The organism is Allobosea sp. 05T433 (assembly GCF_056396065.1).
The window spans coordinates 162384-177127 of sequence record NZ_JBFTKS010000001.1 but is presented as its reverse complement, the minus strand read 5'-3'; the positions used below and the strand labels follow the sequence as shown (position 1 = coordinate 177127).

The 14744-nt window shown below is 65.6% G+C and carries 10 protein-coding genes and 1 pseudogene; 7 read left to right on the top strand and 4 right to left on the bottom strand.

From position 1 onward, the window contains the following. Positions 1-148 precede the first annotated feature (148 nt). Positions 149-1738 carry an ABC transporter substrate-binding protein gene (locus tag AC1DGP_RS00770; RefSeq protein ID WP_441506096.1) on the bottom strand — a complete coding sequence of 530 codons (1590 nt, stop codon included), beginning with the start codon at positions 1736-1738 and terminating at the stop codon, positions 149-151. Between the two features lie 251 nt (positions 1739-1989). On the opposite strand from AC1DGP_RS00770, the gene AC1DGP_RS00765 reads away from it, so the two are divergent. From AC1DGP_RS00765 to pobA, 5 genes are all read left to right on the top strand, one after another. Then, positions 1990-5367, top strand: a complete 3378-nt coding sequence (locus AC1DGP_RS00765) for a transglutaminase family protein (RefSeq protein WP_476831624.1) — start codon at positions 1990-1992, stop codon at positions 5365-5367. A gap of 8 nt (positions 5368-5375) precedes the next feature. After that, entirely contained in the window at positions 5376-7895 is a 2520-nt protein-coding gene (locus tag AC1DGP_RS00760; RefSeq protein WP_476831623.1) for a circularly permuted type 2 ATP-grasp protein, read from the top strand. Next, positions 7892-8776, top strand: a complete 885-nt coding sequence (locus AC1DGP_RS00755; protein ID WP_476831622.1) for a transglutaminase family protein — start codon at positions 7892-7894, stop codon at positions 8774-8776. The genes AC1DGP_RS00760 and AC1DGP_RS00755 overlap by 4 nt, the downstream gene beginning before the upstream one ends. 2 nt (positions 8777-8778) lie before the next feature. Beyond that, entirely contained in the window at positions 8779-9480 is a 702-nt protein-coding gene (locus tag AC1DGP_RS00750) for an HAD family hydrolase (protein WP_476831621.1), read from the top strand. Positions 9481-9542: 62 nt separating this feature from the next. Then, a complete protein-coding gene (gene pobA / locus AC1DGP_RS00745) occupies positions 9543-10715 on the top strand; it encodes a 4-hydroxybenzoate 3-monooxygenase (protein WP_476831620.1) in 1173 nt (390 codons plus the stop codon). 3 nt (positions 10716-10718) lie between these two features. On the opposite strand, the gene AC1DGP_RS00740 is transcribed toward pobA, so the two are convergent. Beyond that, positions 10719-11078, bottom strand: coding sequence for a winged helix-turn-helix transcriptional regulator (locus AC1DGP_RS00740; RefSeq protein ID WP_441493518.1), 360 nt, complete (start codon positions 11076-11078; stop codon positions 10719-10721). A gap of 98 nt (positions 11079-11176) precedes the next feature. Between AC1DGP_RS00740 and AC1DGP_RS00735 the strand changes: the two are divergent. Beyond that, a pseudogene (locus tag AC1DGP_RS00735) lies at positions 11177-12189 on the top strand (zinc-binding alcohol dehydrogenase family protein). A 56-nt stretch (positions 12190-12245) separates the two neighbouring features. On the opposite strand, the gene AC1DGP_RS00730 reads toward AC1DGP_RS00735, so the two are convergent. Both AC1DGP_RS00730 and AC1DGP_RS00725 read right to left on the bottom strand, forming a co-directional pair. Next, entirely contained in the window at positions 12246-13691 is a 1446-nt protein-coding gene (locus AC1DGP_RS00730; RefSeq protein ID WP_441506093.1) for an aldehyde dehydrogenase family protein, read from the bottom strand. 194 nt (positions 13692-13885) lie between these two features. Then, the gene (locus AC1DGP_RS00725; RefSeq protein WP_441490044.1) at positions 13886-14038 is read right to left on the bottom strand and encodes a hypothetical protein; all 153 of its coding nucleotides are present in this window, start codon (positions 14036-14038) and stop codon (positions 13886-13888) included. Between the two features lie 213 nt (positions 14039-14251). On the opposite strand from AC1DGP_RS00725, the gene AC1DGP_RS00720 reads away from it, so the two are divergent. Further along, positions 14252-14740, top strand: a complete 489-nt coding sequence (locus tag AC1DGP_RS00720; protein WP_441490045.1) for a pyridoxamine 5'-phosphate oxidase family protein — start codon at positions 14252-14254, stop codon at positions 14738-14740. Positions 14741-14744 lie beyond the last annotated feature (4 nt).

Below are 14744 nucleotides of genomic sequence, written 5' to 3'. Positions count from 1 at the left end.
CCACTGTACAAAAGCCCGAAGAAGGGCGCTTCCGGAAGCCACGGCGCGCGGGAATGCAATCCCCTCGCCCGTGGCGCTCAACAGAAAAGAATAGAAATAAGCCCGCCGCAGCCATTTAGCCGCGGCGGGTTCCGTCAGAAGACGTGTCTCAGTTCTTGGAGATCGGCCAGTAGAAGTTGGTGTCGGAGCTCGGTCCGATCACCCAACCCTTGACGTTCTTGCGCTCGGCCGTGACCTCGACCTGCTGGTACATGATCACGAAGGGCGAAACCTTCTGGTGCTCGCGCTGCAGGACTTCATAGGTCGCCTTGCGCTTGGCCGCATCGGTCTCGAGCACGGCGGCCTGGGCGACCTTCGTCATGTCCGGGATATCCCAGGCATTGCGCCAGGCCAGCGTCTTCGACTTCGCATCTTCGCCATTGTTCTCGTTGATGGCGAAGGTCTCGGCATTGGTATGCGGATCGAGATAATCCGGACCCCACTGGCCGATATAGATGTCGTGGGTGCGGGCGCGATACTTGGTCAGCGTCTGCTTGCCGTCGCCCGGGATCAGCTCGAGCTTGATGCCGGCCTGGCCCCAGCTCGACTGGATCGCCTGCGCGATATCGGTGATCGGAGCGACCGAGCGAACGTCCATGGTGACGGTGAAGCCATTCGGCAGACCGGCCTTGGCGAGCAACTCCTTGGCCTTGGCGGGATCGAACTTGTAAGGCTTCTCGTCAATGGCTCCCAGGAAGCCCTTCGGCAGGAAGGATTCGTGGTGCTTGTAGGTGCCCTCGACGATGTTGCGCTCGATCGACTGGTAGTCGACCAGCCATTTCAGCGCTTCGCGGACCTCAGGCTTGTTCAGGTTGGCGTTCTTCTGGTTCAGGCCGAGATAGAGAATATAGCCCTTGTCGCCCTGGACGATCTGGATGTCGGACTTCTCCTTCACAGCGGCGAGCTGGTCCTTGGAGAGGTTGCGGGCCATGTCGATGTCGCCCTTCTCGAGCAGCAAACGCTGCGAGGCCGGCTCGGCGACATGGCGTACGATCACGCGCTTGTTCTTCGGCGCACCCTTGTACCAGGTCTCGTTGGCATCGAGCGCATACTGCTCGTTGGGACGATAGGCGCGGACCTTGTAGGCACCGGAACCGGCCGAGTTCAGCTTGAGCCAGGCATTGCCGAAATCGCCGTCCTTCTCGTTCGCCTTGACCAGCTTGGAATCGACGATCGAAGCCACGCCGGAGGTCAGGCAGTTCAGGAAGAAGGTCGGGGCGAAGGGCTTGGAAACGGTGACGACGACGGTGTTGTCATCGGTGGCCTTCACCTTCTCGAGGACATTCTCCTTGGTGAGGCCGAATTGGGTGAGGATGAAGCCCGGCGACTTGTTAAGCGTGACAGCGCGCTGGAAGGAATAGACCACGTCAGCTGCGGTCAGCGCGTTGCCCGAATGGAACTTGACGCCCGGGCGGAGCTTGAACGTGTAGGTGAGATTGTCCTCGCTGACGGTCCATTTCTCGGCAAGCTCGCCGACGAGGTCGTTGTTCTTGGCGAGATCGACGCCGATCAGCTTGTCATAGACATTGGCGCCGACTTCGACGCCGGAGAATTCGAAGGCTTCGGCCGGATCGAGCGTAATGATGTCGTCGATCTGCTTGGCCATGACCACCGTATCCTTCGGCGTCTGGGCCATGGCTGTCGTCGCCATCAACGCCGTAAAGGCGGAGGCAACCATCAATTTCGCAACGTGACGCATGGACTATCCCCATTGGTTCATAGGGCGGCCGTTTCGCCGCCGCTTGGGCGCTATCTGTGGCCAGAACGAGCCCGATGTCCAGCGGCTCGGAAATTGCTCAGCGCACTGTTCACAAGCCTGCACTCTTCTTGCGCAACGAATTGATAGACCGACGCATTCTTGCGCAGCGACAGCTTTGCGAGCAATCGAAGCTAGGGCTATCCTCAGGGCGAGCCGTGCCGCGGGCACGCCCGACCGAGCAGGTGTTGCCCTTGGCCATCATCGCCGCGCTGAACCACGTCACCCATTACCGCTACGATCGCCCCGTCGTGCTCGGCCCGCAGATCATCCGGCTGAGGCCCGCTCCGCATTGCCGCGCAGCGATCAAGAGCTACGCGCTCAAGGTCTCGCCAGCGCAGCACTTCGTGAACTGGCAGCAGGATCCGAGCGGCAACTGGCTCGCCCGCTACGTCTTTCCCGAACCGGTGAGCGAATTCCGCATCGAAGTCGATCTCGTCACCGAGCTTTCGATCATCAATCCCTTCGACTTCTTCGTCGAGACCAACGCGGAGGTCTTCCCCTTCGTCTATCCCGAGGAACTCCAGGCGGAACTCGCTCCCTATCTCGTCACGGAGCCGGCCGGGCCGCTGCTGATCGACCTCCTCGCCAGGGTTCCGCGCGAGCCGGTCAACACCGTGAACTTCGTCGTTGATCTCAATGCCCGGCTGCAGGGCATGATCGCCTATGGCATCCGCATGGAGCCCGGCGTGCAGGAGCCGGAGCACACGCTCCAGATCAAATCGGGCTCGTGCCGCGATACGAGCTGGCTTCTCGTCCAGATCCTGCGCCAGCTCGGGCTCGCCGCCCGCTTCGTCTCCGGTTACCTGATCCAGATGAAGGCGGATATCGACCCGCTCGAGGGGCCGCGCGGGACCGACAAGGATTTTACCGATCTCCACGCCTGGGCCGAGGTCTATATTCCCGGCGCGGGCTGGATCGGGCTCGATCCGACATCGGGGCTGCTGACTGGCGAAGGCCATCTGCCCCTCGCGGCGACACCGCATTTTCGCTCGGCCGCGCCGGTGAGCGGCGTTGCCAGCTATGCCGAGACGACCTTCGACTTCGCGATGAGCGTCGAGCGCGTGCATGAAGTGCCGCGCATCACCCTGCCCTTTTCCGACCAGTCGTGGCACCGCCTCGATGCGTTGGGAGAGAGGGTCGATGGCGATCTCGCAGCGCAGGATGTGCGCCTGACGATGGGCGGCGAGCCGACCTTCGTCGCGACCGATGATCAGGAGGGCGCAGAGTGGAACACCGCCGCGGTCGGCCCAACCAAGCGCCGGCGCGCTGACGAACTGATCCGCCGCCTGCGCAGCCGCTTCGCGCCGGGCGGCATGCTGCATTACGGCCAGGGCAAGTGGTATCCGGGCGAAAGCCTGCCGCGCTGGGCCTTCGCGCTCTATTGGCGCGAGGACGGCGAGCCGATCTGGCGCAATGCCGCATTGATCGCGCGGGAGCCCGGCGCCGTAACCGGCGGCGACCGTGAACTGGAAGCGGCAACCTCGACCCGCGATGCCGAGGCGCTCGCATCGGGCCTTGCGGAGAAACTGGGCGTCGGTGCCGACCATGTCCTGCCCGCCTATGAGGATACCGGCCACTGGCTGCTCAAGGAGGCGCAGCTTCCAGACAATGTCGACCCGCTCGACCCGCGCCTCGCCGATCCGGAGGAACGCGCCCGCATGGCCCGTGTCTTCCAGCTCGGCCTCGGCAATCCGCGCGGCTATGTCATCCCGGTGCAGCGCTGGCAGAGCCAGGCAGGCGACCGGCGCTGGCGCTCCGAGAAATGGACGCTGAGACGCGGCAAGCTCTTCCTGGTCCCGGGCGATTCACCGGTCGGCTATCGTCTGCCGCTCGGCTCGCTGCCAGCCGTGCCGGAGGAGGAATACCCGCATATCCACCCGCAGGATCCGATGGAGGCGCGCGGCCCCCTGCCCTCGCCCGGCAGCGCGCCTGCGGCGCGCGCGGCGGAGCCCGCGCCCACGGTGCACCGGCATGCCCAATTCTCGATCCCGGGCGAGGCCCCCGCAGGCGCCGCGGCCCAGGATCGCGTCGAGCAGGAGATCGGGCGCGAGCATGTGCGCACCGCGCTGAGTCTCGAAGTCAGGGACAATGTGCTCTGCGTGTTCCTGCCCCCCGTCGAGCGCCTGGAGGACTATCTCGACCTGATCGCCAGCGTCGAGGCCGTGGCCGAGCAGACCGGGATCGCCGTCCATATCGAGGGTTATGCTCCGCCCTCCGACCCGCGCCTCAATGTCATCAAGGTGACGCCCGACCCCGGCGTGATCGAGGTCAATATTCATCCTGCAAAGAGCTGGCGCGATGCGGTCGAGATCACGCGTGGCGTCTATGAGGAGGCGCGTCAGGCCAGGCTCTGCGCCGAGAAATTCATGGTGGACGGCCGCCATACCGGAACGGGCGGTGGCAACCATGTCGTGCTCGGCGGTGTCACGCCGTCCGACAGCCCCTTCCTGCGCCGCCCCCATCTGCTGAAGAGCATCATCCTCTACTGGCAGCGACACCCCTCCCTCTCCTTCCTGTTCTCCGGCCTGTTCATCGGGCCGACCAGCCAGGCGCCACGCATCGACGAAGCCCGGCACGACCAGCTCTACGAGCTCGAAATCGCCCTTGCGGCGGTGCCGAAGCCGGGTGAGAAGCCGATTCCGCTCTGGCTCGTCGACCGGCTGTTCCGCAACCTGCTGGTCGATGTTTCCGGAAACACCCACCGCACCGAGATCTGCATCGACAAGCTCTATTCGCCGGACGGGCCGACAGGCCGGCTGGGCCTGATCGAGTTCCGCTCCTTCGAGATGCCGCCGGATGCGCGCATGTCACTGGCGCAACAGCTTCTGGTGCGCGCGCTGATCGCCTGGTTCTGGCGCGAGCCGCAGCAGGGCAAGCTGGTGCGCTGGGGCACGAGCCTGCATGACCGCTTCATGCTGCCGGAGATGATCTGGCAGGATTTCCGCGAGGTGCTCGCCGATCTCGCACATGCCGGCTATCCGTTCGACCCGGTCTGGTTCGAAGCACAGCAGGAGTTCCGCTTCCCGTTCTACGGCAAGGTCAACCATGGCGGTGTCGAGCTCGAGCTGCGCCAGGCCCTCGAACCCTGGCACGTCATGGGCGAGCAGGGAGCGATCGGCGGCACCGTGCGCTATGTCGATTCCTCGGTGGAGCGGCTGCAGGTCAAGGCAAGCGGGCTCGTTCCCGGTCGCCACGTCATCACCTGCAACGGACGGCGCCTGCCGATGACCCCGGTCGCGGGCTCCAGCGAGGCGATCGCAGGCCTGCGCTTCAAGGCCTGGCAGCCGGCCTCAGGGCTGCACCCGACAATTCCCGTGCATGCGCCGCTGACCTTCGACATCGTCGATAGCTGGGTCGGCCGGTCGCTCGGCGGCTGCGTCTACCATGTCGCCCATCCCGGTGGGCGCAATTATGAGACACCGCCGGTGAATTCCTACGAGGCCGAGGCACGCCGCCTCGCCCGTTTCGAATCCATCGGTCATAGTCCCGGCGCGCTGGTGATTCCGGTGGAAGAGCGCAGCCCGGAATTTCCGATGACCCTCGATCTGCGCCGTCCAGCAGGACTCTAACCAAGGCCATGGCTTTGCAGGGCCGATCGCCGTCGACACGTCTCCGAGCGGAGCGGCGCAATGCGCTGCTGGCCGATTATCGCCCCTTGCCCGGAGCCTATGACGAGTTCATGGCGCCCGATGGCAGTGTACGTCCGCATTGGGAACCGTTTCTCGCCGAGTGGAGCGGGCTCTCCCAGGATGAACTCGGCCATCGCTTCGGGCTCGCGGATCGCCATGTCCGCGACACCGGCGTGTCCTATCGCGTGCATGGCGATCTCGATGCGAGCGACCCGCTGGCCGGGGAGCGCTCCTGGCCGCTGAACCATGTCCCGCTCATCATCCCCGGCGCGGAATGGCAGACCATCGCTGCCGGCGTGGCGCAGCGTGCGACGCTGCTCTCCTCCCTGCTTGGCGACATCTATGGACCCGGCGAGATGATCGCCAAGGGCCTGCTGCCCGCGGCGGTCGTAACCGGCAGCCCGGACTATCTGCGCCCGCTGCAGGGCACGGCCAATGGCGGCACGCTCCAGCTCTATGCCGCCGATCTCGGACGCGGGCCGGATGGCCGCTGGTGGGTGCTCGGCGACCGTACGCAGGCCCCGTCCGGAGCGGGCTATGCGCTGGAGAACCGGCTGGCCCTGGGCCGCGCCTTTCCGGACCTGTTCCGGACCATGAATGTCGAGCGATTGGCCTCGTTCTTCCAGGGTTTCCGGGCCGGTCTCGCGGCAAGCTCGCGCCGGGTCGAGCCGCGGATCTGCCTGCTGACACCGGGCGCGCTCAACGAAAGCTATTTCGAGCACGCCTATCTCGCACGCTATCTCGGCTTCCTGCTGGTCGAAGGCGGCGACCTCCTGATGCGCGACGGACGCGTCCATGTCCGCACCATCGCGGGCTTGAAGCGTGCCGACGTGATCTGGCGGCGGATCGACGGCGATTTCTCCGACCCGCTCGAGCTCAACTCAGCCTCCGCGCTCGGCGTCGCCGGTCTCGTCCAGGCGGTGCGGCAAGGCAATGTCCAGATCGCCAATGGGCTCGGCTCGGGCGTCGTCGAAGCGCGAGCCCTCATGGGCTTCCTCCCGGCCCTCGCCGAACATATCCTCGGCGACGAACTGATCCTGCCGCATATCGCGACCTGGTGGTGCGGGCAGCAGCGCGCGCGATCCGAGGTGATCGACCGGCTCGATGAGATGAGCATCTCGTCGGCCTTCCGCGCCTCGATCGATGGCCTCAATGGCAACACGATCCTGCCCGGCGAGTTTTCGCCTGAAGCGCGCTCGGCGTTGCAGGCGCGGATCGAGGCACGCGGGCTCGACTATGTCGGGCAGGAGATCGTGCGCCTCTCGACCATGCCGGTCTTCCAGGGCGGCCGGCTGCAGCCGCACCCGATGACGCTGCGCGTCTTCGCGGCTGCGACGCCCGACGGCTGGAAGGTGATGCCGGGTGGCTTCTGCCGCATCTCCGAGGATGTCGACGCACGCGCCGTCACGCTTGGCAATGGCGTGCGCTCCAGCGATGTCTGGATCACGTCCGACACGCCCGTCGAGCAGGTGACGCTGCTGCCAAGCGCCGACCGCATCAGCATCCGCCGCATCATCGGCACCATGCCGAGCCGCGCGGCCGACAACCTATTCTGGCTCGGACGCTATCTCGAGCGGACCGAGGCGACCTTGCGCCTGGTGCGCGCATTGCTCGGCCGACTGATCGATGCCGACGATGCGACGCCCGAGCGGGCGGAGACGCTGCGCCGCCTCGCCAACCTGCTGATCGCCTGGGGCGCCGCCCCGACGGGCAAGGAGCATTCCACCGCCTCCCAGGCCTCCGACGCGCTGCACAGCCTTGACCAATATGGCTCCGCCCTTTCCTCCGTCCGCGAAGCGCGGCGCACGGCGTCGGTCATTCGCGAACGCCTGTCGATCGACGCCTGGCGCCTCTTCGGCGACCTGCAGCGGCAGCTGACGCTCAACGGCGACAAGCCGAGCGAGGGCGATGCCTATGAAACGGCGGACACCGCCCTAAAGACGCTCGCCGCCTTCTCGGGCCTGAGCCAGGAGAATATGGTGCGGGGTGCGGGCTGGCGCTTCCTCGATATCGGGCGGCGGCTGGAACGTGGCATCGCGACCTGCCGTTTCGCCCGCCATTTTGCCGACTCGTCTGCACCGGGCGACTGCCTCGACGCTCTCCTCGACCTGACCGATTCGCAGATCACGTACCGCTCCCGCTATCTGCTCGGCCCCGCGCTCGCGCCCGTGCTCGATCTCGTGATGCTCGACCCTTATAATCCGCGCTCGGTCGCCTTCCAGATCGATCGCCTCGATGTCGAGATCGCCGCGCTGCCGACGCTGAGCGAAGACGGTATGCTGGAAGCGCCGCGCCGGCTCGCGCTCAAGCTCGCTGCCGAATGCCGCACCGCCGAGGCAAGCCGCCTCGACCGCACCAGCATCCTGCTGTTCGAGCAGTTGCTGATGGGGTTGGCCAGCGCCGTGGCGGACCGCTACTTCCTGCAGAACAGCGAACCCGAAGGCTCGCGGATGACAGGCATCGCGTGATCTACGACGTCCGTCATGTCACGACCTATGCCTATAGTCGGCCTGTGCCCTTTGCACGCTGCATCCTGCGGCTGCTGCCGCGTGACGGCGTCGGCCAGAGCGTGCGCAAGAGCAGCCTGAGCGTGACGCCGCGCACCAGCGAGCGCAATGACGGGATCTGCTTCTTCGGCAACCACATGACGACCTTGACCATAACCAAGCCGCATCGCGAGCTGAAGCTCGACATGCGGGCGCGGGTCGAGGTGAACCGGCCGGCGGCGCCCTTTCCCGGGTTGACGCGCGACTGGGAAGAGGTCGGTGCACTGGCGCTGGCGTCCAACAGCCTCGCGCCGAATTCCCCGGCGCATCAGCTTTTTCCCAGTCGGCTGGTGCCGCCGGTCGCCGAGGTGGTCGATTATGCGCGCTCCAGCTTTGCGCCGCAGCGCCCCGTGCTGGAAGCGGCGAGCGAGCTGATGCGCCGCATCCGCACCGATTTCGTCTATGATCCCGAGGCAACCGAAGTCTCGACCCCGCTGGCGGAAGCCTTCCGCCAGCGCCACGGCGTCTGCCAGGATTTCGCGCATATCATGATCGCCGGGCTGCGTGGACTCGGCCTGCCGGCCGCCTATGTCAGCGGCTATATCCGCACCATTCCGCCGCCCGGTGAAAAACGTCTCGAAGGGGCCGACGCCAGCCATGCCTGGGTGCATCTCTGGTGCGGGCCGGAGACGGGCTGGATCGGCCTCGACCCGACAAATGATCTCGTCGTCGCCGACGATCATATCGTCACCGCGATCGGCCGCGACTATGCCGATGTCTCGCCGCTCGATGGCGTGATCGTCGGTCCCGGCACGCAAAAGGTCGGCGTCGCCGTCGACGTCATTCCGGTGCAGGAAGCCTGAGGGTGCTGCCGCTGCGTGGACTGCTCTTCGACAAGGACGGCACTCTGCTCGACTATGGCGCGAGTTGGCCGCCGATCAACCGCGAGGCCGGACTGCTGGCGGCGGATGGCGACGCGATGCTGGCCGCCGACCTGCTGCGGCGCGCAGGCGCCGATCCGGAGACCGGCCGGGCGGTGGCCGACAGCCTGCTTGCGGCCGGGAATACCGAGGAGCTGGCGCAAGCCTGGCATGAAGCGGGAAGCCCGCTCGGCATTGCCCCTCTGGTCCAGCGTCTTGATGCTCTCTTTCAGGCTGCGGTCGTGCGGATGGTTCCGGTCTGCGAGCTATCCGCGCTGTTCGAGCGCCTGCGCGCCCGCGACCTCGCGCTCGGGATCGCTTCCAGCGACAGCGCCGCAGCGGTCTCGGCCACAGCCACGCATTTCGGCATCGCGCCGCATCTCTCCTTCGTCGCGGGCTACGATTCCGGCCACGGCGCCAAACCGGGCCCCGGTATGGTGCAGGCCTTTTGCGCCGCCTGCGGGCTTGCGCCTGGCGAAGTTGCCGTGATCGGCGACAACGCCCATGACATGGAAATGGGCCGAGCGGCCGCTGCCGGCCTGCGTATCGGCGTGCTGACGGGAACTGGAACGCGCACGACGCTGGAGCCGATCAGCGATCTATGCCTCGGCAGCATCGCGGAACTGGAGATCGCGCTTTTCCCGTGATCGTTGCTATGGCAACTTAATTGCGGCTCGCCGGCTGAGTGCGAGGGTTGCAGGGAACGCTCGTGCGCACGCAGGTCGCCATCATCGGCTCGGGCCCGGCCGGGCTTCTGCTCGGCCAGTTGCTGCACCAAGCCGGCATCGACACCATCATCATCGAGCGCAAGAGCCGCGACTATGTGCTTTCACGCATTCGTGCCGGCGTGCTCGAGCAAGGCATGGTGCGGTTGCTCGAGGAGGTCGGCGCCGCGGGCCGGCTGCATGCCGAGGGCCTCAGGCATGATGGCTTCGACCTGCTCTTCGGTGGGGCGCGCCACCATGTCGACCTCGCCCGACTGACCGGCGGCCAGCACGTCACCATCTATGGCCAGACCGAAGCCACGCGCGACCTGATGGACCTGCGCGAGGCGTCCGGTGCCGCGACCGTCTTCGAGGCTGAGAACGTCGCCCTGCATGATTTCGACCGCGACAAGCCCTTCGTCACCTTCGTCAGGGATGGTCAGGCGCATCGCCTCGATTGCGAGTTCATTGCCGGTTGCGACGGATATCACGGCATTTCGCGGGCCAGCATTCCCGAGGCTGCGCTCCAGAGCTTCGAGCGGGTCTATCCCTTCGGCTGGCTCGGCATCCTCGCCGAGGTGGCACCCGTCTCGCATGAGCTGATCTATGCCGGAGATGAGCGCGGCTTCGCGCTCTGCTCGATGCGCTCCCCCCACCGCAGTCGCTACTACGTGCAGTGCTCGCTCGACGACGATGTCGGGAACTGGTCGGATCAGCGCTTCTGGGACGAATTGCGCCGGCGCCTTGATCCGGCAACCGCCGAGGCGCTCGTCACCGGCCCGTCGTTCGAGAAATCGATCGCGCCGCTGCGCTCCTTCGTCGCCGAGCCGATGCGGTTCGGGCGCCTCTTCCTGGCCGGCGATGCCGCCCATATCGTGCCGCCGACCGGCGCCAAGGGGCTCAATCTCGCGGCCAGCGACGTGCATTACCTGTCGCAGGCGCTGATCGAGCGTTTCACGGAGCGCTCATCGGCCGGGATCGACGCCTATTCGGCCAGAGCCCTGGCGCGTGTCTGGAAAGCCGAACGCTTCTCCTGGTGGATGACCTCGCTGCTGCACCATTTCCCGGAGAACGGCGCCTTCGCACGGCGGATGCAGCGGGCGGAGCTCGATTATCTCGTCTCGTCGGACCACGCCATGGCGGCACTGGCCGAGAACTATGTCGGCCTGCCCTATTGAAGCTCAGGCTGCTGCTTCGACCGGCGGCACATTCCGCAGATTGGCTTCGCCCCAGGCCTTGAGCGCCAGGATGATCGGCTCAAGGCTCCGACCACGCGCGGAGAGGCTGTATTCCACCCGAGGCGGCACTTCGGGATAGACGACGCGAATGATCAGGCCATCGGCCTCCAGCTCGCGCAGCTGATTGGTGAGCATGCGCTGGGTCACCTGCGGCATGCGCTTGCGGATCGCGTTGAAGCGCATCGTCCCGTCCATCAGGAAATAGAGGATGATGCCCTTCCACTTGCCGTCGATCAGGGCGAGCGTACTCTCGACCGGACAGCCCGGCAGGCAGTTCAGCGTCTTGTGGCGCGCCCGACGCACGACGGTATCCTTTTCGATACTATATGCGAAAATTGTGCGTTCTTGCGATGAACGAGTGTATCTCTCATCTCAGAGCTCCCGCAATCAAGGAGCCCGCCATGCGCGCCATCGGCTATCATAAATCCCTCGCCATTTCATCGGCCGAGGCCTTGCTCGATCTCGATCTGCCCGAACCTGTGGCAACCGGACGAGACCTTCTCGTCGCGGTGAAAGCCGTCTCGGTGAACCCGGTCGACACCAAGGTGCGTATGCGCAGTGAGCCGAAGCCTGGCGATACCAAGGTCCTCGGCTGGGACGCTGCCGGCATCGTCAAGGCGGTGGGGCCCGAGGTGACGGGCTTCAAACCGGGCGATGCGGTGTTCTATGCCGGCGCGATCGATCGCCCCGGCAGCAATGCCGAGTTCCATCTCGTCGATGAGCGCATCGTCGCGCCCAAGCCCACCACACTTGGCTTCGCCGAGGCCGCCGCGCTGCCGCTGACCGCGATCACCGCCTGGGAGACACTGTTCGACCGGCTCAAGGTCAAGGATCCGGTGCCCGGCGCGGCCAAGGCGATCCTGATCATCGGCGGAGCCGGCGGTGTCGGCTCGATTGCGATCCAGCTCGCGCGTCAGCTGACCGATCTGAAGGTGATCGCCACCGCCTCGCGCGCGGAGACGCAGGCCTGGGCGCTGGAACTCGGGGCCCATCACGTCGTCGACCATACACAACCGCTCGCCGCGCAGGTCGCGGCACTGGGGATCGGCGCGCCGGGGCTGGTGTTCTCGACGACCCATACCGACACGCATATGCCGGCGATCCTCGAACTGATCGCACCGCAGGGGCGGATCGCACTGATCGACGATCCAAAGACACTCGATGCCATGCCGCTCAAGAGCAAGAGCCTGTCGCTGCACTGGGAGATGATGTTCGCGCGCTCGCTGTACCAGACGGCGGACATGCAGGCGCAGGGCGATCTGCTGGCGGAAGTCTCGCGGCTTGTCGATGCCGGCAAGGTCCGGACCACGCTGAGCGAGAGTTCGGGACGATCAACGCCGCCAATCTGAAGCGAGCGCATACCCTGATCGAGAGCCATCGCGCCAAGGGCAAGATCGTGCTGGAAAGTTTCTGAAACGAAGAAGGGCCGCGCCTTGCCGGCGCGGCCGTTCTGTCGGACATCAAGGGCGATCAGGCGAGCGTGTAGGCCGTCTTCACCGTGGTGTAGAATTCCCGGGCATAGGCGCCCTGCTCGCGCGGGCCGTAGCTCGAGCCCTTACGTCCGCCGAACGGCACGTGATAGTCGACGCCGGCGGTCGGCAGGTTGACCATCACCATGCCGGCCTCACTGTTGCGCTTGAAATGCGTCGCGTGCTTCAGCGAGGTCGTGCAGATGCCGGCGGCAAGGCCGAACTCGGTGTCATTGGCGATTGCCAGCGCCTCATCATAGTTCTTGGCGCGGATCACGCTCGCAACCGGACCAAAAACCTCTTCACGGGAGATGCGCATGGCATTGCTCGCCTCGGTGAACAGAGCCGGCTGCATGTAGAAGCCGGGGCTCTCGCGCTTAAGCACTTCGCCGCCCCAGGCGAGCTTGGCACCCTCGTCCTTGGCGATGGCGACGTATTTCAGGTCCTGGTCGAGCTGGCTCTGATCGACGACCGGGCCGATATGGGTGCCGGCCTTCAGGGCATCGTCGACGACGAGGCCCTTCATGCGCTCGATCGCAGCCTCGACGAAGCGATCATGGATGCCTTCGGTGACGATCAAGCGCGAGGAAGCCGTGCAACGCTGGCCGGTCGAGAAGAAGGCGCCGTTGACCGCGGTCTCGACCGCGAGCGTGAGATCGGCATCGTCCAGCACCACGAGCGGGTTCTTGCCGCCCATCTCGAGCTGAACCTTCTTCATCGGGTTGGAGGCAATGCAGGCCGCCGCAACCTTGCGGCCGGTCGAGACCGAGCCGGTGAAGCTGATCGCATGCACATCCTTGTGCTCGAGCAGCGCCTGCCCGACCACCGAACCGCGCCCCATGACGAGGTTCAGCACGCCCTTGGGCAGGCCGGCGCGCTGGATGATGTCGACCAGCGCCCAGGCCGAGCCCGGAACGAGATCGGCCGGCTTGATCACGACGCAGTTTCCATAGGCGAGCGCAGGGGCGATCTTCCAGCCCGGGATTGCGATCGGGAAGTTCCAGGGCGTGATCATGCCGATGATGCCGACCGGCTCGCGCGTGACCTCGACGCCGACGCCCGGGCGAATGGAAGGGATCGCCTCACCGGCAAGGCGCAGGCATTCGCCGGCGAAGAAAGCGAAGATCTGGCCGGCGCGGGTCGCCTCGCCAATGCCTTCCGGCAGCGTCTTGCCCTCTTCCCGCGAAAGCAGGCGGCCAAGCTCCTCCTTGCGAGCGAGGATCTCGTCGGACGCCTTCTTCAGGATCTCGTAGCGCTCCTGCGGGGTCGTGCGGCTCCAGGCCGGAAACGCAGCCTTGGCAGCCGCGACGGCGTTGTTCAGGTCCTCGACCGAACCCTGGGCATATTCGCCGACAACGTCATTGGTGTTGGAGGGGTTGATGTTGCGCGAGGCGTTCGAGCCGCCCACCCGTTCACCGGCGATCAGGTTCTTGAAAATCTCAGTCATCGCAGCCTCTCGACCAGTCGGAAGAATTCTCGGAGCCGGTGTTAACGCCTTTGTCAGGCGAACGCCATTCGTCCCGGTCATGGCTCACCGGCGCGTCAATCCGCATACAGTATGCAGAGAGTTTCTGTCGAGACGATCGACGCGCCGAGGCCGGTGCGAGAGGGCCGGGCAGCCCGATCGCGGCGGGGGACGGCTCACTTCTCCTTGATCGACAGCCCGTTCTTTCCGACCGAGATCTGGACACCATCCGGCTGCTTCTTCTCCTCGTAGAGGGCATAACCGGTCACGGCGAGGCCAGCGACCAGAATGGCGACGAGCAGCAGAAGCGTATTGCGGGAGGTGAACATCAGCGATCCTGTGGTCCAGACACCGCGACGGGGCGGCAGCCGGTCAACGTTTCGCGAGCGCCTGCGGTTCCACCTCATCATTCCGTGATCGGCATTGCCTCGCGGCTGAAAGGCGTGAAGAGTTCCCGGAGCCCCGGCACTGAGGAACGGACGCCTCAGAGGCGCGTTCCCCCAATGACGAGGACGGCGGCGTGCATGGAAGGAAAGGCGACAATGGTCGAGACACCGCTCCAGCAACGAATTTGGACCGCCCTCACCGATCACACGATCTGCATGGTGTCGACCATCGTCCGCGGTCGGATCAGGACCCGGCCGATGTCGGGGCATGTCGATCGTGAAGAACACCGCATCCTGTTCGTCACGCACAGCCATACCGGGCCGGTCGAAGAGCTCGATGCCTCGCAAACCGCCTCGATCGCCCTGAGCGACGAGAACCACAATTTCTATGCGACGATCGAATGCCGAGCCGAACGGCTTGATGACAACCACCTGCTCAGGAGAATCTGGAGCCCGTTGGTTGGAGCCTGGTTCCCGAACGGCCCCGACGATCCGGATGTGACCTTGCTGGCCCTGACGCCGGTCTCGGCCGAGATCTGGGACGGTCCGTCGAGTGCCGTCGTGATCGCCTTCAAGCTTGCCACGGCCAAGATCCTCGGGCGGGCGCCGGATCTCGGCGTCAACACCACGATCGACATGCGCTGAGCCG

Excerpts from the sequence above, each read along its gene's own strand:
- AC1DGP_RS00770 (WP_441506096.1), bottom strand. The coding sequence starts at position 1,738 with ATGCGTCACGTTGCGAAATTGATGGTTGCCTCCGCCTTTACGGCGTTG.
- AC1DGP_RS00760 (WP_476831623.1), top strand. The coding sequence starts at position 5,376 with ATGGCTTTGCAGGGCCGATCGCCGTCGACACGTCTCCGAGCGGAGCGG.
- AC1DGP_RS00730 (WP_441506093.1), bottom strand. The coding sequence starts at position 13,691 with ATGACTGAGATTTTCAAGAACCTGATCGCCGGTGAACGGGTGGGCGGC.
- AC1DGP_RS00725 (WP_441490044.1), bottom strand. The coding sequence starts at position 14,038 with ATGTTCACCTCCCGCAATACGCTTCTGCTGCTCGTCGCCATTCTGGTC.
- AC1DGP_RS00720 (WP_441490045.1), top strand. The coding sequence starts at position 14,252 with ATGGTCGAGACACCGCTCCAGCAACGAATTTGGACCGCCCTCACCGAT.